The following is a 22,393-nucleotide window of genomic DNA, read 5'->3' as shown; positions in this document are numbered from 1 at the left end:
AATATGAACGAATTAACAGGAACCGAGCATCAAAACCCTCAGAGTATTGGGTTGGATGAATGGTCCTCGTTTGAGATTGTCCAATTCATGAACAAAGAAGATGAAGCAGTTGCAGGGGCAGTCCGCGGGGCACTTACTCATATAAGCAAGGCTGTTGAGGCGATTGCTGCTAGATGGCAGCTTGGAGGCAGATGCTTTGTTATAGGAGCAGGAACGAGCGGGAGATTAGCTGTCGTTGATGCAGTTGAATTAGTCCCTACCTTTTCCATTGCGCAAAACAGATGGGTTCCTCTGCTTGCAGGTGGATATGAGGCGATGTGGAATTCTCTTGAGGAAACAGAAGACGACGATAGCTGGATCATTACTGCTCTGAAAAGCCATTCCCTAACACAAGCAGATGTTGTTATCGGAGTAACTGCGAGCGGCTCTACGCCTTTCGTCCTTGCTGCAGCTGAGTATGCAGCTGACATTGGCGCACTTACAGTTGGGATTAGCAACAACGAGAGTACTGCATTAACAGCAATTTGTGATATCGGGATTGAGGCGCCAACAGGGCCAGAGGTTATTAGGGGTTCAACAAGACTTAAGGCAGGAACTGCCCAAAAAATGATTTTGAATATGCTCTCGACCGCAACGATGACAAAGCTTGGCAAAACGTATCAAAATGAAATGATAGATATGAAGCTGATTAACAAAAAGCTTGTAAACAGAGCAGTGCAGATGCTAGTAAACATGACAGCTGCAACAGAGGAAGAGGCGCAATCAGCACTTGAGGTCACAAATCATGACCTGAAATCAGCTGCTTTTATTCTATTGACAGGCAGCACATTAAAGGAAGCAAAGACATTTTTGGAAGGCTCTGCTGGTCATTTAAAGAAAGCAATTCAACAGTACTTCCATGATGTGAAGGAATTAAAACCTTAAATATAAAGGAAAGGTTTTTCTACAGTCATTATATATAGAGTATCTTTTATTTAAGAAACTAAAGGGGAAAAAATGATGAAAGCTTATTTGCAAAAACTTGGTCGAGCTTTAATGCTGCCTGTAGCTGTATTGCCAGCGGCAGCGATACTTATGGGGATAGGTTATGCAATCGACCCTTCAGGATGGGGAGCAGACAGTCCAACAGCCGCTTTTCTAATCAAGGCTGGTTCTTCCATTCTTGATAATATTCCCTATTTGTTTGCAGTAGGGGTGGCGTTAGGGTTATCTAAGGATAAGGACGGTTCTGCTGCATTAAGTGGTTTAGTTGCTTTTCTCGTGATTAAAACACTATTATCCACAGATTCCGTCGCAATGCTTCAAGGCATTAATCCGGAGGATGTGAATGTCGCTTTCACAAAAATTGAAAATGCCTTTATTGGGATGCTATCCGGTATTGTTGCGTCCGTTATGTATAACAAGTTCAGTAAAACACAGCTTCCCGCCGCTTTTGCGTTTTTCAGCGGAAAAAGACTCGTTCCGATTTTAAGTGCTGTCAGCATGCTAGTAGTTGCAGTTATTCTCTTATTCTTATGGCCGGCAATATACAGTGGCTTAGTATCATTTGGAACACAAATCAGTAAGCTGGGGGCAATTGGAGCTGGTTTATATGGCTTCTTCAACAGGCTGCTTATTCCGACAGGTCTCCATCATGCTTTAAATGCCGTATTCTGGTTTGATTTAGCTGGCATCAATGATATTGGGAACTTCTGGGCTGGTAAAGGAGAAAAAGGTGTAACAGGCATGTATCAAGCAGGATTCTTCCCTGTGATGATGTTCGGCTTGCCAGCAGCTGCTTTAGCAATGTACCATACAGCAAAAACAAAAAGAAAGAAGCAAGTTGCGTCCCTTATGCTGGCAGCAGGTATTGCTGCATTCGTAACAGGTGTTACCGAACCAATTGAGTTTGCCTTTATGTTCGCGGCACCTGGACTTTATTTAGTTCATGCAGTGCTTACTGGCTTTTGCTTGGCAATTGCGGCTGCCTTCCATTGGACTGCAGGTTTTTCCTTCAGTGGAGGTTTAATTGACTTTATTTTAAGCTCAAGACTGCCACTTGCAAACAAACCGTATATGCTGATTGTTCAAGGTTTAGTTTTCGCGTGTATCTATTACACACTGTTCCGTTTTCTTATCACGAAGTTTAATTTGTCCACACCAGGACGAGAAGAAGAAACAGCAGAAGAAGCGGTTGCTACAGCACCAATAAATAATGACAATAAGTTTGCTGTTATGGCGTCAGAAATTTACGAGGGCTTGGGCGGAGATGCAAATGTCGCATCTGTTGATAACTGTGTAACAAGATTAAGAATTGAAGTGAAAGATATGAATACAGTTAATCAAAGCAAAATCAAAGCTACAGGTGTGCCGGGAATCAATATTGTCGGACCGACAAGCATTCAAGTAATCGTCGGTACACAAGTGCAATTCGTAGCAGACGAAATCGAGAAGATTAGACAGGAAGAAAAATAAGACTTAGAGCAGACAAATAATAAAAACATAAATTTAAAATTGTCTCGGGTTGAAGCAGAGGGGTGTGACTCTTATTTGGTTAGTGGGAAACTATCCTTTAAGTAGTTCATTCTTTCTAAAGAGCAGGATTCCAAAGAATCCTGCTCTTTTTTTAAAAAAGTAATTTTCTAAATAATTTAATAATGATATGATGTAACAATATTAAAATGGACCCAGTTGCAAAGGAATTAGGTCAGATAATCTGACAAGTGCCTCGTATTTTTGCAGGTTAAAGGATAAAATATACGACTAAGAGTGCTTTTTTCTAGAATCTCTATGTGTATAATAATAAAGTTTTAGGTTGGATAGTTCGTATTTTGGTGTAAAAAATTATATTAATATCTGTTTTCTTATATTTTTTTAATTAAAAAACGCACATTCTATTGTCAGAGGATAAAAAGGTATGTATAATACAGATATAAATTGTTTGGCAGGTGATTATCATAGATTCGAATGAAATGAAGAGATTGCTTTCTCAAATCTATAATAAAGTATCAAAAGATTTATTTGGTGCTGGCACCACTTTGCTAAAGGTAACAATCGACCAAAATATAATAACCTTGCAAGCCAAGCATCCGAGAGCTTCTAGATCTGCTGCATTAGAAGGTGAAGTACCAAGCTTAAAGCTTGAAGTAGACTTTCATCTGTCTCTGCTATTCAAGAAAAAGTTCAGAACTCAGGTCGAGGAACAAACCGGTTGGAATATAGAAGCTATATTAAGAGATTATGATTCATTCACTCAATTTGCCTTTACAAATATTGTCTTGAAATAAAATATTGGATTTTTGCTTGGATTTATCTGAGTGAAACGCCGAAATATAAAGACTAAAGATAGTTTTCCCTTTGTTTATCAAAGAAAAGACAATCTTAAGTAGAAGAATGATTCTATTTAAGATTGTCTTTTTTTGTTCTGCTTTTACCAGCAGGATAAAAAGGGGAGTATAAGCAGCAATTATATAAAAAAATAATCAATAAAAATGGAGGGGCTCTTAATGAAGAAAATTATTCAAGCAGTTGCAGCATCATCTTTACTTTTATTAGCAGCATGCGGTTCAAACGAAGGTTCTGAAAGTGAAGGAAAGGAAAAACTGGTTGTTTCCACATGGGGATTCAATGAGGACTTCTTCCGTAAAGAAATATATAAGCCATTTGAAGAGGAAAACAACGTAGAGATCGTGTTAGACACAGGTAATAATGCAGACCGTCTTAACAAAATTAAACAAGGCAACTCAGATGTAGATGTTATTTTCCTATCAGACTATTATGCACAGCAAGGCATTCAAGATGGCCTATTCGACACGATTGATCGTGAAAATATTCCTAACGTAGATAAAATCTATGATGTCGCTAAAGCTCCACTTGGAGAAGAATATGGACCTGCTTATACAATTGCCCAGTTCGGAATTGCCTATAATCCAGATGAGTCTCCTATAGAGATCACTTCTTGGAAGGATTTATGGAGCGCTGATATGAAAGGTAAAATCACGATCCCAAGCATCACTTCAACAACAGGACCAATGATGGTAGATATAGCGTCAATGGTAAAAGGTGAAGAAACATTTAATGAGGATGCAGCATTCACTTCCTTGAAGGAAATTATGCCAAGCGTTGTGAAGGAATATGGACAAACATCTGAATATGTTAACATGTTCGCGCAAGGTGAAATAGCAGCTGGTCCAATTATGGAAATGTATTTTGCTGACTTGAAAGAAGCTGTTCCAAATGCAGAATTTGTCACACCTGCTGAAGGCGGTTATGCAGTTATGAACACAATGAACGTTGTAAAAGGTACTGATCAAAAGGATCTGTCTGAAAAATTCATAAACTATATTCTTGGTAAAGAGGCTCAAGAGAAATCAGCAAAAAATAAAGTTGATTCCCCAGTTAATGTTGACGTTCAATTGTCAGATGAAGAAGCAGAAGGACTAACATACGGAGAAGACTTAATCAACAGCCTTCATACGATGGATATGAAATTTGTTAATGATAATCTTAAAGGTTGGATTGATCGCTGGAACAGAGAGCTAATTCAATAAGAGTAGGAGGAATCTAGAATGCCTGAAAAGCTAATACTTGATGTGGATACAGGAATTGATGACGCAATCGGCATCCTTCTTGCCGTAAAAAGCAAAAAATTCGACCTGTTGGGAATAACGACAGTAAACGGAAATGTTTCTTTAGATGCAGCGACCGTTAATACATGTAAGATCCTTGATTTGCTTGAAGAAACAGAAATACCCGTTATTAAAGGGGCGGAAACGCCACTTTTCCGAGAGCCGTTTTTCGAACACCGCATTCATGGAGAGGATGGGCTTGGAGGTGCGTTAAAGGATATTCCTGCTCGCAATGTGGTGAGTGATGGATTTGCACCAGATTTCATTATTAACTCTATCTTAAGTTTTTCCGGAGAGGTCACACTTGTTTGTACTGGGCCTCTTACAAATTTAGCTTTAGCAGTTAAGAAATGTCCGCAAATAACAAAGCATGTCAAAAAAGTAATTTTTATGGGCGGTGTAGTTAAAGGAGTCGGCAATATAACACCTACAGCTGAATTTAATGCATATGTGGATCCAGAGGCTGCAAAAATTGTTCTTCAGGCTGGTTTTCCGGCCATTGTCCAGGTTGGATTGGATGTGACAAGAAAGGCATTGCTGACTAAGGAACATATCAGCAAGCTGAAAAATGAAAAGCTTGCAAGTTATATAGAAGAAAGCACAAGAGACTATCAAGAGAAATATTATTCTCGCTACGGCGTGCATGCATGTGCCATGCACGACCCGTTAGCGGTTGGGATTGCTATTAACAATACAATTGCTGTAACAGAAAAGCATTATGTAGATGTAGAAACGAAAAGTGAGCTATGTGATGGGCAGCTCGTTTGTGATTTTCAAAATCGTTTAAACAAGCAGCCTAATTTGGAAGTATGTCTTGAAGTCGATGCAGAAGCTTTTTTTGCAATGTTTATTAAAATCTTAAATTCTTAAATTAAAAAAACAGGGAGTGATGAGATGAAGAAAAGATATCTATACCTGTTGCTTCTGCCAGGATTACTGTTTTTGACTGTGTTTATGGTTATTCCAATCTTATCCATGATCGGGACAACCTTTCATGATAATGGAACATTTAGTATAAAAGGGTATGTTGATTTCTTTAAAGATGATTATTTCATCAAAATATTATTAACGACATTGCGTGTCAGTCTGTTGACGACAATCATTTGTATACTGATCGGTTTTCCGGTGTCTTATTACATTTCAAAGCTTCAAGCACGTAAAAAAGCAGTATTCCTGCTTTTAACGATCTTTCCGCTGTTAACAAGCCCTGTTGTGCGCTCTTTTAGCTGGATGATCATTATCGGTAAAAACGGGGTGCTCAATAAGCTGCTTTTAGGAGCAGGGCTTATTAACCAGCCGCTTGAGATACTTTATACACCTACAGCCATCATTATCGGTCTGGTGCATTTGTTTCTTCCATTAGTTATCGTGACACTTGTTGGAGTAATGGAAAATATCGAAATGGATTTGCTGCAGGCTGCAGAGAGTCTTGGTGCATCCAAGCTCGGTGTCTTTTTAAAGATTGTCGTACCATTATGTGTACCTGGGCTGGTAATAGGCAGCATTCTAGTGTTTGTCGGCAGCTTTACAGCCTACACGACACCTGCGTTATTAGGCGGAAAGCAGAGAGTTATCTCCACGTTCTTGTATCAAAATGCGATTACATTAAATGATTGGAAGCTAGCTTCTATTGTGGCAACAATCATGATAGTTGTGACCTTTATTATCATTTCCATAATGAATGGAGTAGCAAAAAAACTTAATCCGAAGGGGTAGAGGTGTATGCAGGAAAAGAATAGAGGATTGGCCCTGTTTACATTCCTTGTTTTTGTTTTTTTACTTGGGCCATTGCTAATAATTTCAATTACTTCTTTTGAGGGCGGAAGCATCTTAAAGTTTCCACCAGAAGAGTATTCATTTAAATGGTATGAAAATATTTTTAAAGTAGAAATGTTCTTGAGTACTTTCAAGACATCTATCATCGTTTCAATAGCAGGGAATATTCTAGCATTGTTGCTTGGTGTACCGGCAGCATATGCATTAAGCAGATTTGATTTTGCAGGTAAGGGAATTATTAATGGAATATTTGTTTCACCAATTCTTATTCCAGGAATTGTGCTTGGTTTTTCGTTTTTAAGATACATTGTTGTTGCATATGAATTGCCGATTTATACGTCCCTTTTTATCGGCCATACGGTCATCATGCTCCCGTTTATCATTCGCGTCATTTCGTCCAGCTTAACTAATTTTGACTTCTCTATTGAGGAAGCAGCACTTAGTTTGGGAGCAAGCAGAATCGGTACATTTTTTTCAATCGTTATCCCAAATATTAAGTCAGGTATCATTGCGGCAGTAATGATTGCCTTTTTGGAATCATTTAATAATGTCGATATTTCTGTGTACATGACAGGGCCAGGTGTGAGCACCTTCCCAATTCAGATGCTGTTGTATGTAGAAAACTACTTTGATCCAACAGTTGCGGCAATATCTGTATTGCTTATGATTATCACCGCATTGTTTATGTTTATCGTAGAGCGATTGATGGGATTATCCTACTTTACAAAAAGATAGAAGGGAATGAATAAGGATGGCTTTGTTTACATTACAAGACATATCTGTAGCATATAACAAAAAAGAAATCCTTAAGGATTTTAATCTTGAGATAGAAAAAGGGCAGCTTGTTTCCTTGCTTGGTCCTAGCGGTTGCGGTAAGACAACAACATTACGTTTGATTGCCGGCTTCCTGCAGTCAACAAATGGAAAGTTTTTGTTCAAAGATAAGGATTATACAAAGGTTCCAGTCAATAAGCGGAACTTCGGATTTGTGTTTCAGAATTATGCCCTGTTTCCTCATTTAACTGTGGCAGATAATATTGCGTTCGGACTTCGTTTGCGTAAAGTTTCAAAGGCAGAGATAGAAAAGCGCGTCGAGCGCATGTTAGAAATCGTGAATCTAGAAGGCTATGGAAAAAGATTTCCTGGAGAGCTTTCAGGAGGACAAAGACAGCGGGTAGCAATCGCAAGAGCGCTAGTAATTGAACCAGATATTTTGTTGTTTGATGAACCATTGAGTAATTTGGATGCTAATTTACGTGTCAATATGCGTGTGGAAATAAGAAGAATTCAGCAAGAGCTTGGAATAACAACAGTGTATGTTTCACATGACCAAGAAGAATGCTTCTCTATTTCTGATCAAGTAGCAATTATGAATAAAGGTGTAATCGAACAATTAAGTAATCCGTCAACTATCTATAAATATCCGGCAACAAAATTTGTAGCAGATTTCATTGGCTTTAAAAACTTCATCGAGTTTGAGAGCAGAGAAGATAAAGGGGAACTAGTAGAGCTTCAAAAGAATGGCCGTGTATTCACACTTGATAGGCATGAGCATATGAGCCCGAATAAAAAGGTAGGCGCTATACGACCAGATGACTTCATTCTTGCGGAATGGAATGAAACACAAGTTCTTCCACCGAACGGAATCCCAGGCAAAATAAAAATAACAACATTCCTCGGCAGAAGCTATCAATATGTTGTCAGCACACCAATCGGTGATTTCACTGTCAATAAAGAAATGATAGCACCGTATCATACTGGACAAGAAGTGGTCTTAATTATTCCAAAGGATCAGATGGTGCTTGTAGAATAGGAGGGATCAACGATGAAAGTCGATTTGCTAATAAAAGAGGCAATGGTTTACAACAGCTATTTCAAGCAATTTACTAAGGGAAATGCAGCTGTTAAGGATGGCAAGTTCTTTTATATCGGAATAAAAGGCAGTGAAACCTTTGAGGCAGAAGAAATAATAGATGCAAATGGCATGTATTTAGTACCAGGCTTGATTGATATCCATCTTCATATAGAAAGCACAATGGTAACACCAGCAACATTTTCTTATGGATTACTGAAGAATGGTGTGACAACGATTGTACCAGAGCCTCATGAAATGGCAAACGTGTTTGGAATAGCAGGTGTGAAAGAGATGATTAAGGCAAGCAAGAACTATCCATTGGACATGTTCTATGCTATTCCAAGCTCGGTTCCTGCAACTAGCATGGAAACAACTGGTGGTGCGATTGAAATAGAAGATATCGAGGAGCTGCTGCAAACAGAGGACATAAAATGCCTTGGAGAAATCATGAATTATTATGATGTCATTTCCAAGCCAGGCGGTAAAACGAATCAAATATTAGCTTATATAACAAAGAACTATCCAGAGCTGATAATAGAAGGTCATGTTCCGAAGCTTCTTGACCTTGAGCTGCAGATGCTTGCCTTTGCAGGAGTAACTTCAGATCATACGCATCAGACCGTTGAAGGAATGAAGGAGCGCATTGCTATTGGCATGTTCCTTGAAATTCAGGAAAAATCAATGACAAATGAAGTGATGAATTACTTGCTGGAGCATCAAGTGGATGAGCATTTTTGTTTTGTGACAGATGATGTGATGGCAGATTCCTTGCAAAACAGAGGCCATTTAAATGTTCTCCTCAAAAAAGCCATCGCAATGGGAATGCCCCCAGAAAAAGCGATTTATGCCTGTACCTATACACCAGCTGCTAGAATGAGAATGTATGACAGAGGAGCAATTGCACCTGGCAAGCTCGCAGATTTCCTGTTAGTTTCAGAGCTAAACAGCTTCCACATACAAAAGGTGTATAAAAAAGGTAAAAAAGTATACGATGAGGCAATCTCCTATGTACAGGAAGCAAGCAGCCGCCAATTCCCTGATTACTTCTATGAAAGTGTAAGTATGGGCAAACTGGAAGAGGCAGATTTCCATGTTAATCTTCCACAGCAAGACGGCAATGTAATCTGCCGCACGATGAATGTGAAAAACGGCTCTACCTTTACAGAGGAAAAGCATGATGAATTACTTGTTGAAGCTGGTAAGCTGCAATGGGAAACAAGTGCATACGGACTTCTTGCCACATTTGAACGGTATGGAAAAAACGGCAATAGTGCAAGAGGCTTAATCGGCGGCGATATTCTCAAAAAAGGTGCTGTAGCAACAACCTATTCTCATGATAATCATAATCTTCTTGTGCTCGGTCAAAATAAGGAGGATATGGTGATAGCTGCAAATGCAGTAATCCAGCAGCAAGGCGGAATTTGCTGTGTCCTTGATGGCGAAATTCTTGCAAATGTACCACTGCCTGTTGGTGGTATTCTTTCAGAAGAGCCATTAGCTATTATTTCCAAGCAAGTAGAACATTTAACAGCAACACTCCACACACTCGGCTATGAACATTATAATGCAATCATGTCATTAAGCACATTATCACTACCAGTAAGCCCAGCATTAAAAATTACTGATCATGGATTGATTGATGTGAATAAAGGAAAGGTTGTTTCTTTAGTGGTTGAATAACAAAAAAAGAACTAGATAGGTGATCTAGTTCTTTTTTTTCGTGCTATTATTTAATGCCCTTCATCTTGTTTTGAATTGCTGGAGATAGAAGGAATAATACGATGGCTAATACAATCGAACAGCCACCGATAATACCGAAGTACATCATTTCTGTTTTTTCAGAGTAGAATTTAACAATCTGTGCATTCAACCCTTGAGCTGCAGCATTTGACAAGAACCAAAGGCTCATTGTTTGTGCAGAGAATGCAGCAGGTGCTAACTTAGTCGTTGCAGATAAACCTACAGGAGATAAGCAAAGCTCCCCGATAACAACGATGAAATAGCTAAGTACAAGCCATAAAGGATTTACAAGTGAGCCTTCTCCGCCAAAATAAGCAGGAAGCAGGATTACTAAGAAGGAAAGACCTGCAAACAGCAATCCGATTGAGAACTTCTTAGGAATGGACGGTTGGCGATTGCCAAGCTTAACCCAAAGCCATCCGATAATTGGTGCAAACACAATGATAAATAATGGATTCAGTGATTGGAATAATGTTGGTGACAAGTGCATGCCAGCAAAATCAAGCTGTGTACGCTTGTCTGCATATCCTGCAAGTATTGTTGAACCTTGCTCCTGAATTGCCCAGAACATAACAGATGCCAAGAATAATGGAATATAAGCAATCAAACGGGAGCGTTCGTCAGATGTCGTTTTCGGACTGCGATACATTACCGTAATGTAGATAGCTGGAATCAAGAATCCAAGAATTCCTACCACAATAGCGAAAGTGTCAAATGTAAGAATGCCAGCTGGAATAGTAATTGCTAAAATGATGGCAATAATAACAATGCCAATACCGATGATTGTATAAACCTTTTTCTTTTCAGTAGCAGATAACGGATTGGCAACAATTGTTCCTGCTAAACCAAGATTTTTTTTCTTTGTGAACATGAATACTAATAGTCCAATAAACATACCGATTGCAGCAAGACCAAAGCCTAAATGGAAGCTTGTGTTCATACCGATTTCACCGACAATTAGAGGTGAAAGGAATCCGCCAAGGTTAATACCCATGTAGAAAATACTGAAGCCTGCATCGCGGCGATTGTCCTGCTGTGAATAAATATCGCCGACAATACTTGATACGTTTGGCTTAAGTAAGCCTGTACCAATAACGATAAGCACCATTGATACAAAGAACATGCTGATGCTTCCTGGTACTGCTAAAACAATATGACCAAGCATGATGAAAATTCCGCCATAAAATACTGCTTTAGAAGTACCAAAAATTCTGTCAGCCAACCAACCACCGATGATCCCTGACATATAAACAAGTGATCCGTAAATGGACGTGATGGCAAATGCAGTAGTTTCAGGAATGCCAAGTCCGCCCTTTGTTACTTCATAGTACATGTAGTAAACGAGGATAGCCTTCATCCCATAATAGGAGAATCTCTCCCAGAACTCTGTGAAAAACAGAGTGAAAAGTCCCTTTGGATGACCAAAAAAACCCTTTTGTGGAACACTGTCCACAATTTTCTGTTTATTTAAGTCTAGCATTATTAAGAACCTCCTCTAGTATTCTAATATAATACTGAAAAAACAGATGTTTTGTCAAAAAGATTTTTAATATATCGAACAATATTGTGCGTTAAAGGATTAAACATGTTTTTCCAATTTTTATTTCGTTATAGTTTTATGTAGTTTATCGTAGTAATTTGTTATTTTATTATACCTATATAAGTTTTTTAGGTATAAATTGGAATAAACGGAAATGTGAAGAAATAGAATTTATTTTATCACATTCGGATAAATTAACAAATGTTTATATTCTATAGGAGGTGTGAAGGTATGAAAGATACAAGTGAATTTGTAGCAAATTTAAAGGAAAACAACAAAAAGCAAGAGAAAAACAAACATAAAGGAAAAGGTCATCCAGAGAGCAGCCTTCCTAACAAACAGCATTAATTTACAGGGTGCCCATTTTATTCAAATGGGCACCTTTTTTATTCCATTTTTCTCGGATAAGCACCACCTAACCCTATTTGCATAATGTAAAGAGTGCTGTTAAGGGAGGGATTAGGTGAAAATTGAGCGTGTAGTAACATATTATGGATATGATTTGCTAATAAACGAGAAGCTACATAAAAAATGCCTGAACTGTCAAAAGTGGTATGTGTTTACAGAGGAGTTAGGCTGTTGTGCACATTGCATCAAGACAATTCAACAGGATAAAAGCTGTAAATTTTCAACTAAAAAAAGCATGTTTGTAAGCCATAACGGGTACTCTACTTACTATACAAAGAATGTATGAAAGGGAGTATTACAATGAAGGAAATGACTGTTTATTTACAGGAGACAACAAATGCACAGCCAATCGAAACATTGGAATCAGCATTGTTAAATATGAATGGAATAGAGAGAGCGCTTGTTGATGTGTCAGACGGTGAAGTGAAAATTATGTACCATGAGGAACAGATTACGAAGGAATCTGTTTTGGAGAAAATAAAAGAGCAAGGCTTTCACTCCGTTCATTGATATCCATCACTGCCAATAAAAGAAAACATGTCCTATAAATCTAGAAGGTGCATATACTTATAGTAAATTTGCTAGACTTACAGGAGGAGAATATGTTTTCTTTATTTGAAAAGGCAGTGTTAGGTATGGCTTTGCTTAGACTGCTGTCAGGCTGTATAGAAATAGCGGCAGCAATGTTAATGCTGAAAGCCAATCAAATAGAAAAAGCACTTATCATCAACAGTTCCCTAGCAATAGTGGGACCGCTGATACTTATTGCAACAACAACAATCGGTTTGTTTAGCATTGCCGATAAAATATCCTTCGGAAAAATGCTTTTTGTACTGACAGGTGTGGGCTTTATCCTGTACGGAGTAAGAAACAGTTAAAAGGAAGAGCGAAGCCTGGATTTCAGGCTTCGCTCTTTTGTATTGCTTACGCTAAGGAAGGGGAGTTGGCTCCGTCGCAACTGTAAGGCCATGCATTTGTACTTACAATTGCCTTGCTATGAAAGAATCTGTGATTCCATGTTAAATGGTAGTTTTTAATAAAAAATAAAGCGTTTACAAAACAATAGAAAGCGTTTACTATATAGTTGTACCAATAAATTTAAGAAGTTCTAATAAATAAATGATACTTGCTAACATTGATAATGGAGGTTCCAAATTATGAAATTCCCTAAAGATTTTTTATTCGGCGCAGCATCTGCATCTTATCAAGTAGAAGGTGCTTGGAATGAAGATGGCAAAGGTGTGACTAACTGGGATGTTTTCTCGAAGATACCTGGAAAAACATTTGAAGGAACAAATGGAGATGTTGCTGTAGATCATTACCATCGCTATAAAGAGGATGTACGATTAATGGCTGAAATGGGGCTGGAATCCTATCGCTTCTCCATTTCCTGGGCTCGAATTATTCCAGATGGAGATGGAGAAATTAATGCAAGAGGAATTGAATTCTATAATAATTTAATAGATGAATGCTTAAAGTACGGCATTGTTCCATTTGTGACCCTTTACCATTGGGATTTACCTTTGCCGTTAGAGGAGGATGGCAGCTGGACAAACAAACGCACAGCAAATGCTTTTGCTAAATATGCTGAAGTTTGCTTTAAAGCATTCGGTGACAGAGTAAAGCATTGGATTACATTCAATGAAACAATTGTCTTTTGTACGTTAGGATATTTAAGTGGCGCACATCCACCAGGCTTAATAAATGCACATAAAGAATATTTCCAAGCAACTCATAATGTGTTCCTTGCACATGCTATGGCTGTGAAGAAATATAAAGAGCTGAAGCAATACGGAGAAATTGGGATTACGCATGTTTTTAATCCAGCATTCAGTGTCGACGGAAACGAGGAAAATCTGTTTGCAGCCAATCATGCCAACTACTATCAAACATATTGGTATTATGATCCTATTCTTAAAGGAGAATATCCGAAATATGTGTTAGAAGCATTAGAGGAAAAAGGCTTAACTCCAAATTGGACTGATGGGGAGCTTCAGCTATTGCAGGAAACTGCTGGGATGAATGATTTCATCGGACTTAACTATTACCAACCGGCTCGTGTTGAAAGGATTCAAGGAGGCACAGAAGCCATTGAGGTCAGTCGTGATAATTCAACAGGCAGACCGGGGAACCCATCCTTTGACGGTGTGTACCGGACGGTCATGATGGATGATAAGGTGTACACAAAATGGGGCTGGGAAATCTCTGCAGAAGGATTCCTTGAAGGACTGCGAATGATCAAGGAAAGATATGGTGATGTAAAGCTGTATATCACGGAGAATGGACTAGGTGACGAAGATCCTGTCATTGAGGATGAGATAATGGATGTTCCAAGGATTAAATATATTGAGGAGCATCTAAAAGCTGTGAAGACAGCAATTAGCGAAGGCATTAACCTAAAAGGCTATTATGCATGGTCTGTTATCGATCTATTAAGCTGGCTGAACGGTTATAAAAAGCAATATGGATTTATTTATGTGGACCATCATAATAATCTGGCAAGAAAGAAAAAGCTGTCCTTCCACTGGTACAAGCAAATTATTGAAACAAGAGGAGAAGAGCTTTAAGAGCGTAAGGAAAGTGGGTATACTTCTAGGTTGATAGAGGCATACCCCTCTTTATTTGAAGGGGAGGGAATTTGAGTGACAGTCAAATATCAGATGGTCGCAAGTGTTTTAGAGCATGATATTCTCCAAGGGAAGTTCCAAGCAGATGAGAAGCTTCCGACAGAGGAGGAATTGATGCGAAAGTTTCAAGTGAGCAGAAACACGATTAGACGGGCGTTAAATATACTGGCAGACCAAGGCTATGTTTATCAAGTCCAAGGCAGCGGACTTTTTCTAAGGGAATTTTCCCGGCCTGGCTGTATAACTATCAGAAAAATGCAAGGTCTTACAAAGGAATTAGCCGGACACGATATGAGCAGCCAAATTATTGACCTGTCTTTAATAAAGGCTAATGATGAATTGGCCAAAAAGATGAGATGTGCACCTGGTGATTCCCTCTACTTTATAAAAAGACTTCGCTTCGTTAATGGTGAGCCACTTGTACTGGAAGAAGCTTATTATAATAAAAAGGCAGTGCCCTATTTAAATGCAGAAATAGCTCAAACATCCATCTATCGTTACATAACAGACGATTTAAAGCTAAAGGTAGGGTTCGCTGATAAGCTTATATACTGTGACAAACTTTCAAAAGAAGATGGAGATCATTTGAAACTGATAGAAGGTGACCCTGCGTTAATTATTGAAAATACGGTGTTTTTAAACACAGGCGTTGTTTTTAATGTATCGTTAGAGAAGTATCATTATTCTTCCGCAAAATTGCTGGCACTGACCTTCTAGACTGCTTTGACAAGCAGTCTTTTTTCATTACGAATCTAATTCTAATGCCGGGCCTGTATTGACAAGAATATTTCGGGTCCCTATACTAGATGTTATTAGTGTTAATTATTCTAAATAATCTGTAAATTTGTAACGGAATTATGTGTCAGAATCAAGTTAAGGATATATTGGAATATTTAACTGTTCATTGATGCTTATCAATGTAGAGCAGAAGTTTGAAGACTATGGAGAAAATAAATACCTTTTATACATAGTGATGACAAGGTTCAAGACTGGATATTAATTCACAGGATGGGAGTAGCACAGCTGTTGGGATAAACAGCAATGGAGAGGATATGCACCAGCTATTTTAAAGAATATAAACAAGGAGTCAGAGCAAATCGTAATTTCCCCAGATGGAATGCTATTATTTTATGAAGCACTTACCGTCAGGAAGGATACTTTACTATTAGAAGCAAGGGAAACAAGAGAGGTATTCTTATTTGATGGCCCCATAATTTTGATTCATTTATATTCCTTATAAACCCTTCTAAAGGAAAGATAATAATTATGAATAAAAATGACATATAGAGGAAATAGCCCTGTCTCCAAACGGAATGAAGCTTGCATATACTATTATTGACAAGGAGTTTCAATGCATGCCTTCATCATTTAACAAAGGAATCAACGAGCTTGATATAAATTCATACAAGAAATCTTAATCAAGGCAAATGATAACTGCTGTCTGCGATATGAAAAACAGGAAATAAGCTGTTTGGTATCGTAATAAAAACAACAAATAAAAAAGTAATCAAACAATATTATTGCATGAAAACACAGTTAAATTCTTAGTATCTATATAGGAACTTTATCGAATAAGCTGTTAGATAATTCAGGGGGGAACACCAAAATGGAGGACTATTTAAGAGAAAGGGAAAAGGAAATGATTGAGCTGCTCGAAGAACTAGTTAATATTGACAGTGGCAGCTATGTAAAAAAAGGGGTAGACCAAATTGCAGCAATACTCGAAGGTGAATTTAGAGAGGCTGGATTTGTGTCAACAATTAAAAAGGAAAAGAAGACCGGGAATAATCTCGTACTACGCCATCAGGATGCAAAAGATCCTAAAATTATTATTGTTGCACATATGGATACTGTTTTCCCAGAAGGAACGGTAGAAAAACGTCCCTTCCGCATAGAAGGAAACAGAGCATATGGACCTGGTGTTGTAGATATGAAGGGCAGTCTTGTGTCTGTCCTATATGCGATAAAAGCCTTAGCATTGGTTAATGCTTCCGCAATCAGAAATGTGGAAATTGTCCTAAATAGTGATGAAGAAATTGGGTCATCCAACTCAAGGAAGCTTATTGAACATACAGCACGAAACAAGGATTATGCTTTAATTGTAGAACCGGGAAGAAAGGATGGGTCCATTGTATCTGCCAGAAAAGGCGGAGGACGTTACACGATTAAGGTAAAGGGAACCTCCGCCCATGCAGGAGTTGAGCATGAAAAAGGCCGAAGTGCAATTGAAGAGCTTGCATACAAAACAATTAAACTTCAGAAACTGACAAAATATCAAGACGGCATAACAGTAAACGTTGGAATGATAGAGGGCGGAACCTCTATCAATACAGTTGCATCCTCTGCCACAGCTGGTGTTGATGTCCGTCTGATAAAAATGGATCAAGCACCAATAATTGATAAGCAAATTAGAGAAATATGTGCGGTCTCAGATGTGGAAGGAACAGAAATTGAAGTGAAAGGAAGCATCAGCAGACCGCCGATGGAAAAAAACAGCCAATCTATCCAACTATTAAAGATAATCAAGGAAGCTGGAAAAGAGCTTGGTATTGAAGTGAAGGATACATTTACTGGTGGAGGATCTGACGGCGCGTTTACAAGCTCAATGGGAATTCCGACGATAGATGGAATGGGGCCAGTGGGTGGAAATGCCCATAGTGAAGAAGAATATTTAGAGCTAAATACATTTGTTGAACGAACATTGCTGCTGGCAACAGTCTTAACAAAATTAACCGCAAAAGTAAAAATGACAGCATAAAAGAGCAAAAAAGCGAATCACTAGTGATTCGCTTTTTTGCTTATTCTCCACGAACAGCCTTGATTGCCTTTGCTCTATCGCCACTGTCATAAATAAAGGAGCCTGCAACAAGAACATTAGCACCAGCCTCTTTGCAAAGAATGGCAGTTTGCTCATTAACACCGCCATCGACTTCAATTTCCAAGCCTGGATTGAACTGATCAGCCAGTTTGCGTACCTCTGTAATTTTTGGCAGTACACTTGGAATGAATGCCTGTCCGCCAAAGCCAGGATTAACAGTCATAAGCAGGACCATTTCAACATCTTCAATCACATGCTTAATCATTTCAACAGGTGTGCTTGGGTTAAGTACAACACCAGGCTTAACACCATGCTCTTTTATAAGCTGAAGTGTACGGTGAAGATGTGGACATGCCTCTGCATGAACGGTAATAATATCTGCACCAGCTTTAGCAAATGCTGGAATGTATTGATCAGGGTTTTCAATCATAAGATGGACATCCAAAGGAAGTGTTGTAATCGGTCTAATTGCACTTACAATTAATGGTCCAATAGTGATATTTGGAACAAAATGGCCGTCCATTACATCCACATGGATATAATCGGCTCCGCCTCGCTCTACATCTTTTATTTCTTCTCCCAGTTTTGCAAAATCAGCTGAAAGAATGGATGGTGCTATTTTAACCATAGATAATTGCCTCCAACATATGTAGTGTAATACAGCAAGCTTTCCATTTATGTCACATCCATTAAGAAAATGGCAATAAAAGCTTCAATTCTTTTCCTAAAAAAATTATAACAGAGCATCCAAGAAAATTGAAGTATACCGAATGCGGTTCCAAGTTGAAGATATGAGAAAAGACCCAATCTTTACGCGGAGCACAAAGATTGGGTCTTTTTAATTATAGGGATTGTTCGATTGATTTTTGAATTTCCTCTGTTGAATTCAAGTAGCCCTCTGAAATACATTGAACAAGAAGCTCCTTGTTTTTGTATTGTTCCGGCTTGTTTTTATTATAATAATAACGGACAGATTCCTCTTCTTTAAAGAACGCTTTGCCGACTTTTAGTAATGCAGTTATTGGAAGAGTAGTAAAGGATGGAGTGCTTGTCTCTGCAACTGCTTTTTCTTCCGTAGTTGTCTGGACTTTTTCCTCCGTTACCTGTACTTTTTCAGCAGCTGCTGGTGTTTGCCCATCAAATTGGAATTCTTGAACGACTTTATTGATCAAGCTTTCTTGGGAAACAAGCTGCTTTAATAGTTTTTTCTTAACGCGCTTCTTTTTGGACTGCAATCCAAAAGTTTGCAAAATATGTTGCTGCAGTTCAGTATTATCAGCTAAATCTTCATGTGTTTTGTAAATCGAATCCATTGCTTAACTCCTTTTTTTCGCTTCTATCTATTTGTCTATCATATTCGAACAATAATTTGAGCACTTGTACTATTATATACTAATCTAAGAAAAGTACAAAATATGTTTAGGAAATCGAAATAAATAATGGATGGTGAAGTGAAAAAAAGAGGCGCTTCCGTTTAATAGCGCCTCCTTTTAGCCTATGCTTTTTCCTCGAATAATCTGACTATCTCGACGATAGTATCTGTTGCTTTTATCATGTTATCAACAGAGATATATTCAAATTTACCGTGAAAGTTTTCTCCGCCAGTGAATATATTCGGTGTCGGCAGCCCCATATAAGACAATTGGGAGCCATCTGTTCCACCGCGGATAGGCTCAACAATTGGCGTAATCCCGAGGTTTTCCATTGCTTGATAAGCAATATCAACGATTTCCTTCACAGGTTCAATTTTCTCACGCATATTGTAGTATTGATCGTTTAAATGAAGAACGACTGTGTTTTTTCCATATTTTTCGTTCAAATCAGCAACAATGGCAGTTAAGTTTGCCTTTTTCTTTTCAAATAAATCTCTGTCAAAATCTCGAATGATATAGGCTAGTTTTGTTTGCTCCACATCGCCTTCAAATGAAAGCAGGTGATAAAAACCTTCATAGCCTGAAGTTTTTTCAGGAGCTTCTTCAGATGGCAGCTTGCTTTGCAGCTCCATTGCTATTTTCATGGAATTAACCATTTTCCCTTTTGCAGTACCAGGATGGACATTTGTACCATTCACCGTGATTTTTGCACCTGCAGCATGAAAGCTTTCATATTGCAGTTCACCAAGAGGACCGCCATCGATTGTATAAGCAAAGTCAGCCTGGAATGCCTTTACATCAAACTTATGGGGACCTCTTCCGATTTCTTCATCTGGAGTAAATGCGACCCTGATTTTTCCATGCTTTATGTCTGATTTTTTTAAAGCAATAAGGGCAGTCATAATTTCTGTAATCCCTGCTTTATTGTCAGCACCTAATAAAGTCGTTCCATCTGTAGTTATTAATGTATGACCATTGTATTTTGTCAGCTCTGGAAAATCTGCTGGTGATAATACGATATGTAAGTCTTGATTTAGGACAATGTCTCCCCCGTCATAATGGTCCACAACTTTAGGACGGACATTCTTTCCAGTGAAATCAGTAGCAGTGTCTAAATGAGCTAGAAAACCGATTGTTGGCACGTTCTTTTCCGTATTTGCAGGAAGGGTTGCCATAACATAGCCATTTTCGTCTACTGTTACTTCTTCCATGCCAATTTCCTTTAATTCCTCCACAAGCTTGTTTGCTAATGTCAGCTGTCCAGGTGTGGAAGGGCATGCGGTATTTTCCTCGTTGGATTGTGTATCAATAACAGCATAAGAAATAAATCGATCAATAATAGAGCTTTTCATTTTGCCATCTCCTTCTTAAAAATCTAATATGATTTTACCATATAATATTTCGCCCGTCTGAATTTTGAAAAACAGAAGGACCTAATTGTCACAATAATGTCAGATTTTCCTGTTTTCCTGCCGTTTGAAAGGCTTATATATCCGCTAAAATAAGAATAAACGAAAGGAGATACAGGATGAATAACAAGGTGAAATGGGTGCTTCTAACTACAGTTTTCCTTATTCTTGCTGGCGGGATTATTATTTCAGTATTAAGCGAATCAAGTGAAGAGACGATAAGTAGTATTAAACGAATTAAAGCAACGGAGACCTTCTTACAAAAGGACAAGGGATATATCGTTTACTTTTGGCAGGAAGGCTGCTCCTATTGTCAACAACTAGAAAAATCTGTTTTAGCATACAACAAGGCAGGCGAGGTTCCTTTGTATATTGTTGACATGGGCGAAAAGGAAAATGCGGCAAGCTGGTATGATTGGGAAAACCATCATAAGAAATGGGACAAGGTGATTGGAAGGATGGAGAACGGACAAGAAATTATCAATGACGATATTGATCTTGCTGAATTGATAAATGATAAGAAGGTTTCTTGGTCTGTTCAAGAAGGAAATGATAATAAGCTAATTGCAGTCCATCAGACCCCGTTTGAAAACAAAGCTCCTCAATCAGCTGCTGAACTAGAAATTACCGGAACTCCAACAATGATTAAGATCGAGAATGGAAGACTTTCAAGTTATAGAATTGGTGTAGAGGAGTCTGCAGCTTTGTTGGGAAAATGACAGTTTCATTGAGAAAAAGCAGTTGTGATAATGGCAATTGCTCTTTTTTTATGAGTCAAATTATCAACTAAATGAGAATAATATTATCTAATTGAGAAAAAACTCATTGACAATGAGAATCACTATCATTTAATATGAACCTAGGCAGGTTGTGCCTAAAACAAATACAGGAAGAGGTGAATGGAAAACGCTAACTTATGCTTTATCAATATAACTATATAGAGGGGATGTATATACTTGCTTAAACAGAAAGTTGCAATAAAAATAGTTGCAATATTAGCAATTTTTACGCTTTTGTCTGTTGGTGTCAGTAACAAATCATTCGCTGCAGCACTTACAGATGGCGAGTACTCCATAAACTATTCTGTTTTGCGTGCAGATAGTGATTCAGCCTCGATGGCAGATGGATACTTTAAAAAGCCGGCAAAATTAATTGTCGAAAATGGTGTTCATAAAGTACAAGTAGGAATTTCTACTTCAGCGATCACAGAATTTAAAGTAGGTGGCGCAAATGTCACTGAAATCAGTAAAAGTGGTGATTCTAGTGTGGTTCAATTTAATGTGAGCTCACTAAACAGTCCAACTGCTGGAGAAATTCATGTTATTGTCGAAGACCAGAATTACGACCATTGGTATACTATTAGGTTTGACTTTGATGAAAGCACAGCAAAGGCTCTTTCTTCACAAACAACCTCAACAGCTTCAGATGAAACAAATACAACCTCAGATACAGAAACAGCAGCAACAAGCTCAACAGCAAAGGAAACAACAACAGAAAAAGTTGAAAATCCGAGAACTTCTGACATGTCAGAAATCACTATCTATACCGTTTTAATGATAGTTTCTGTCGGTATTATTGTAATCTCTATTGTAAACAGAAAAAAACTAGCTAAATAGTTTCTGTTATGGAAGTGTGAAATAGCTACATATTCTACTAAAAAGGGAGAAATAAATTATGAAGACAGCAAACATTGCACTTGCGTTTCTTGTAACAATCTTTTCCGTTGGTAGTACAGTAATTCCTTTTGATAACAAAGCATATGCTGCAGAGTCTAGCAGCAGTTCGGTTATTGCAGATGGGGAATATAGTATTGGCTATACTATCTTGCATGCAACAAATAATGAAGCATCAATGGCAGATCAGTACTATACAAAGCCGGCAAAATTAATCGTTAAGAACGGACAGGCTAAAGTTCAGGTTGAATACAGCAATTTAATTACAGAGTTTAAAGTAAATGGCACTACTGCAACAAAGATTAGTGAAAGTGGCAGCAAAACTACGGCTGAATTTTCTGTTGCTGATCTTGAGGCATTAACTGGCGCTCAAATTCATGTCGAGGTTCCAGCAATTAGCTATGATCATTGGTATACAGTGAGATTTGACTTTGACACAGCTACTTTGGCTAAGAAGTAGTGGAGAGAGTCTAAAATACGAGTGAAGCAGAGAAATCTGCATCAATACCGGTTTATTAAGCATTGAATGTAAAAAAGCTATCTATTTTACTTAAAAGGAGAAAAAGA

The 22,393-nt window shown here is 38.2% G+C and carries 22 protein-coding genes; 18 read left to right on the top strand and 4 right to left on the bottom strand.

What is annotated here, in order from left to right:
* Positions 1-3: 3 nt before the first annotated feature.
* The 9 genes from murQ (at position 4) to EM808_RS03155 (ending at position 9,918) form a co-directional block, all read left to right on the top strand.
* Positions 4-924, top strand: a complete 921-nt coding sequence (murQ, locus tag EM808_RS03195) for an N-acetylmuramic acid 6-phosphate etherase (protein ID WP_127735716.1) — start codon at positions 4-6, stop codon at positions 922-924.
* A 75-nt stretch (positions 925-999) separates the two neighbouring features.
* Positions 1,000-2,454: an N-acetylglucosamine-specific PTS transporter subunit IIBC gene (gene nagE, locus EM808_RS03190; RefSeq protein ID WP_205685836.1), complete on the top strand. Its 1,455-nt coding sequence runs from the start codon at positions 1,000-1,002 to the stop codon at positions 2,452-2,454.
* Positions 2,455-2,951: 497 nt separating this feature from the next.
* Positions 2,952-3,266, top strand: coding sequence for a DUF2294 domain-containing protein (locus tag EM808_RS03185; RefSeq protein WP_285849607.1), 315 nt, complete (start codon positions 2,952-2,954; stop codon positions 3,264-3,266).
* Between the two features lie 219 nt (positions 3,267-3,485).
* A complete protein-coding gene (locus EM808_RS03180; protein WP_127735707.1) occupies positions 3,486-4,529 on the top strand; it encodes an ABC transporter substrate-binding protein in 1,044 nt (347 codons plus the stop codon).
* A gap of 18 nt (positions 4,530-4,547) precedes the next feature.
* Positions 4,548-5,477: a nucleoside hydrolase gene (locus EM808_RS03175; RefSeq protein ID WP_127735704.1), complete on the top strand. Its 930-nt coding sequence runs from the start codon at positions 4,548-4,550 to the stop codon at positions 5,475-5,477.
* A 24-nt stretch (positions 5,478-5,501) separates the two neighbouring features.
* Positions 5,502-6,323: an ABC transporter permease gene (locus tag EM808_RS03170; RefSeq protein ID WP_127735701.1), complete on the top strand. Its 822-nt coding sequence runs from the start codon at positions 5,502-5,504 to the stop codon at positions 6,321-6,323.
* A 6-nt stretch (positions 6,324-6,329) separates the two neighbouring features.
* On the top strand, positions 6,330-7,118 hold the full coding sequence (locus EM808_RS03165; RefSeq protein WP_127735698.1) for an ABC transporter permease: 789 nt from the start codon (positions 6,330-6,332) through the stop codon (positions 7,116-7,118).
* Between the two features lie 16 nt (positions 7,119-7,134).
* Complete coding sequence (locus EM808_RS03160) at positions 7,135-8,196, top strand: ABC transporter ATP-binding protein (protein WP_127735695.1); 1,062 nt, start codon at positions 7,135-7,137, stop codon at positions 8,194-8,196.
* A gap of 12 nt (positions 8,197-8,208) precedes the next feature.
* Complete coding sequence (locus EM808_RS03155; RefSeq protein ID WP_127735692.1) at positions 8,209-9,918, top strand: adenine deaminase C-terminal domain-containing protein; 1,710 nt, start codon at positions 8,209-8,211, stop codon at positions 9,916-9,918.
* Between the two features lie 46 nt (positions 9,919-9,964).
* On the opposite strand, the gene EM808_RS03150 is transcribed toward EM808_RS03155, so the two are convergent.
* On the bottom strand, positions 9,965-11,458 hold the full coding sequence (locus EM808_RS03150; RefSeq protein ID WP_127735689.1) for a peptide MFS transporter: 1,494 nt from the start codon (positions 11,456-11,458) through the stop codon (positions 9,965-9,967).
* A 291-nt stretch (positions 11,459-11,749) separates the two neighbouring features.
* On the opposite strand from EM808_RS03150, the gene EM808_RS03145 reads away from it, so the two are divergent.
* The 6 genes from EM808_RS03145 to EM808_RS03120 all read left to right on the top strand — a co-directional run bounded on the left by EM808_RS03145 (position 11,750) and on the right by EM808_RS03120 (position 17,311).
* Positions 11,750-11,866: a DUF4023 family protein gene (locus tag EM808_RS03145; protein WP_127735686.1), complete on the top strand. Its 117-nt coding sequence runs from the start codon at positions 11,750-11,752 to the stop codon at positions 11,864-11,866.
* Positions 11,867-12,226: 360 nt separating this feature from the next.
* On the top strand, positions 12,227-12,436 hold the full coding sequence (locus EM808_RS03140; RefSeq protein ID WP_127735683.1) for a heavy-metal-associated domain-containing protein: 210 nt from the start codon (positions 12,227-12,229) through the stop codon (positions 12,434-12,436).
* A 92-nt stretch (positions 12,437-12,528) separates the two neighbouring features.
* Positions 12,529-12,804: a YqhV family protein gene (locus EM808_RS03135; RefSeq protein WP_127735680.1), complete on the top strand. Its 276-nt coding sequence runs from the start codon at positions 12,529-12,531 to the stop codon at positions 12,802-12,804.
* A 279-nt stretch (positions 12,805-13,083) separates the two neighbouring features.
* Entirely contained in the window at positions 13,084-14,493 is a 1,410-nt protein-coding gene (locus EM808_RS03130) for a glycoside hydrolase family 1 protein (protein WP_127735677.1), read from the top strand.
* A gap of 75 nt (positions 14,494-14,568) precedes the next feature.
* The gene (locus EM808_RS03125; RefSeq protein WP_127735674.1) at positions 14,569-15,270 is read left to right on the top strand and encodes a GntR family transcriptional regulator; all 702 of its coding nucleotides are present in this window, start codon (positions 14,569-14,571) and stop codon (positions 15,268-15,270) included.
* Positions 15,271-16,159: 889 nt separating this feature from the next.
* A complete protein-coding gene (locus EM808_RS03120) occupies positions 16,160-17,311 on the top strand; it encodes a M20 family metallopeptidase (protein ID WP_127735671.1) in 1,152 nt (383 codons plus the stop codon).
* Positions 17,312-17,351: 40 nt separating this feature from the next.
* Here EM808_RS03120 and rpe read toward each other — a convergent pair whose 3' ends face one another.
* The 3 genes from rpe to pepT form a co-directional block, all read right to left on the bottom strand.
* Entirely contained in the window at positions 17,352-17,999 is a 648-nt protein-coding gene (rpe, locus tag EM808_RS03115) for a ribulose-phosphate 3-epimerase (protein ID WP_127735668.1), read from the bottom strand.
* A 214-nt stretch (positions 18,000-18,213) separates the two neighbouring features.
* Positions 18,214-18,684: a hypothetical protein gene (locus EM808_RS03110; RefSeq protein ID WP_127735665.1), complete on the bottom strand. Its 471-nt coding sequence runs from the start codon at positions 18,682-18,684 to the stop codon at positions 18,214-18,216.
* Positions 18,685-18,866: 182 nt separating this feature from the next.
* Positions 18,867-20,096 carry a peptidase T gene (gene pepT, locus EM808_RS03105; RefSeq protein WP_127735662.1) on the bottom strand — a complete coding sequence of 410 codons (1,230 nt, stop codon included), beginning with the start codon at positions 20,094-20,096 and terminating at the stop codon, positions 18,867-18,869.
* A gap of 176 nt (positions 20,097-20,272) precedes the next feature.
* Here pepT and EM808_RS03100 point away from each other — a divergent pair, with 176 nt between their 5' ends.
* The 3 genes from EM808_RS03100 (at position 20,273) to EM808_RS03090 (ending at position 22,286) form a co-directional block, all read left to right on the top strand.
* Positions 20,273-20,872 (top strand): thioredoxin fold domain-containing protein, encoded by a 600-nt coding sequence (locus tag EM808_RS03100; RefSeq protein ID WP_127735659.1) that lies wholly within the window; start codon positions 20,273-20,275, stop codon positions 20,870-20,872.
* A 237-nt stretch (positions 20,873-21,109) separates the two neighbouring features.
* Complete coding sequence (isdC, locus tag EM808_RS03095) at positions 21,110-21,769, top strand: heme uptake protein IsdC (RefSeq protein ID WP_164849561.1); 660 nt, start codon at positions 21,110-21,112, stop codon at positions 21,767-21,769.
* Positions 21,770-21,827: 58 nt separating this feature from the next.
* Entirely contained in the window at positions 21,828-22,286 is a 459-nt protein-coding gene (locus tag EM808_RS03090) for an NEAT domain-containing protein (RefSeq protein WP_127735653.1), read from the top strand.
* The last annotated feature ends 107 nt before the right edge of the window (positions 22,287-22,393 follow it).

Origin of the sequence: Niallia taxi (assembly GCF_004005475.1) — a bacterium.
GTDB classification, from domain to species: domain Bacteria; phylum Bacillota; class Bacilli; order Bacillales; family Cytobacillaceae; genus Niallia; species Niallia taxi.
The sequence above is the reverse complement of the archived record's forward strand: the minus strand, read 5'-3'. Positions and strand labels throughout refer to the sequence as shown.

Excerpts from the sequence above, each read along its gene's own strand:
- murQ (WP_127735716.1), top strand. The coding sequence starts at position 4 with ATGAACGAATTAACAGGAACCGAGCATCAAAACCCTCAGAGTATTGGG.
- nagE (WP_205685836.1), top strand. The coding sequence starts at position 1,000 with ATGAAAGCTTATTTGCAAAAACTTGGTCGAGCTTTAATGCTGCCTGTA.
- EM808_RS03185 (WP_285849607.1), top strand. The coding sequence starts at position 2,952 with ATGAAGAGATTGCTTTCTCAAATCTATAATAAAGTATCAAAAGATTTA.
- EM808_RS03180 (WP_127735707.1), top strand. The coding sequence starts at position 3,486 with ATGAAGAAAATTATTCAAGCAGTTGCAGCATCATCTTTACTTTTATTA.
- EM808_RS03175 (WP_127735704.1), top strand. The coding sequence starts at position 4,548 with ATGCCTGAAAAGCTAATACTTGATGTGGATACAGGAATTGATGACGCA.
- EM808_RS03170 (WP_127735701.1), top strand. The coding sequence starts at position 5,502 with ATGAAGAAAAGATATCTATACCTGTTGCTTCTGCCAGGATTACTGTTT.
- EM808_RS03165 (WP_127735698.1), top strand. The coding sequence starts at position 6,330 with ATGCAGGAAAAGAATAGAGGATTGGCCCTGTTTACATTCCTTGTTTTT.
- EM808_RS03160 (WP_127735695.1), top strand. The coding sequence starts at position 7,135 with ATGGCTTTGTTTACATTACAAGACATATCTGTAGCATATAACAAAAAA.
- EM808_RS03155 (WP_127735692.1), top strand. The coding sequence starts at position 8,209 with ATGAAAGTCGATTTGCTAATAAAAGAGGCAATGGTTTACAACAGCTAT.
- EM808_RS03150 (WP_127735689.1), bottom strand. The coding sequence starts at position 11,458 with ATGCTAGACTTAAATAAACAGAAAATTGTGGACAGTGTTCCACAAAAG.
- EM808_RS03145 (WP_127735686.1), top strand. The coding sequence starts at position 11,750 with ATGAAAGATACAAGTGAATTTGTAGCAAATTTAAAGGAAAACAACAAA.
- EM808_RS03140 (WP_127735683.1), top strand. The coding sequence starts at position 12,227 with ATGAAGGAAATGACTGTTTATTTACAGGAGACAACAAATGCACAGCCA.
- EM808_RS03135 (WP_127735680.1), top strand. The coding sequence starts at position 12,529 with ATGTTTTCTTTATTTGAAAAGGCAGTGTTAGGTATGGCTTTGCTTAGA.
- EM808_RS03130 (WP_127735677.1), top strand. The coding sequence starts at position 13,084 with ATGAAATTCCCTAAAGATTTTTTATTCGGCGCAGCATCTGCATCTTAT.
- EM808_RS03120 (WP_127735671.1), top strand. The coding sequence starts at position 16,160 with ATGGAGGACTATTTAAGAGAAAGGGAAAAGGAAATGATTGAGCTGCTC.
- rpe (WP_127735668.1), bottom strand. The coding sequence starts at position 17,999 with ATGGTTAAAATAGCACCATCCATTCTTTCAGCTGATTTTGCAAAACTG.
- EM808_RS03110 (WP_127735665.1), bottom strand. The coding sequence starts at position 18,684 with ATGGATTCGATTTACAAAACACATGAAGATTTAGCTGATAATACTGAA.
- pepT (WP_127735662.1), bottom strand. The coding sequence starts at position 20,096 with ATGAAAAGCTCTATTATTGATCGATTTATTTCTTATGCTGTTATTGAT.
- EM808_RS03100 (WP_127735659.1), top strand. The coding sequence starts at position 20,273 with ATGAATAACAAGGTGAAATGGGTGCTTCTAACTACAGTTTTCCTTATT.
- EM808_RS03090 (WP_127735653.1), top strand. The coding sequence starts at position 21,828 with ATGAAGACAGCAAACATTGCACTTGCGTTTCTTGTAACAATCTTTTCC.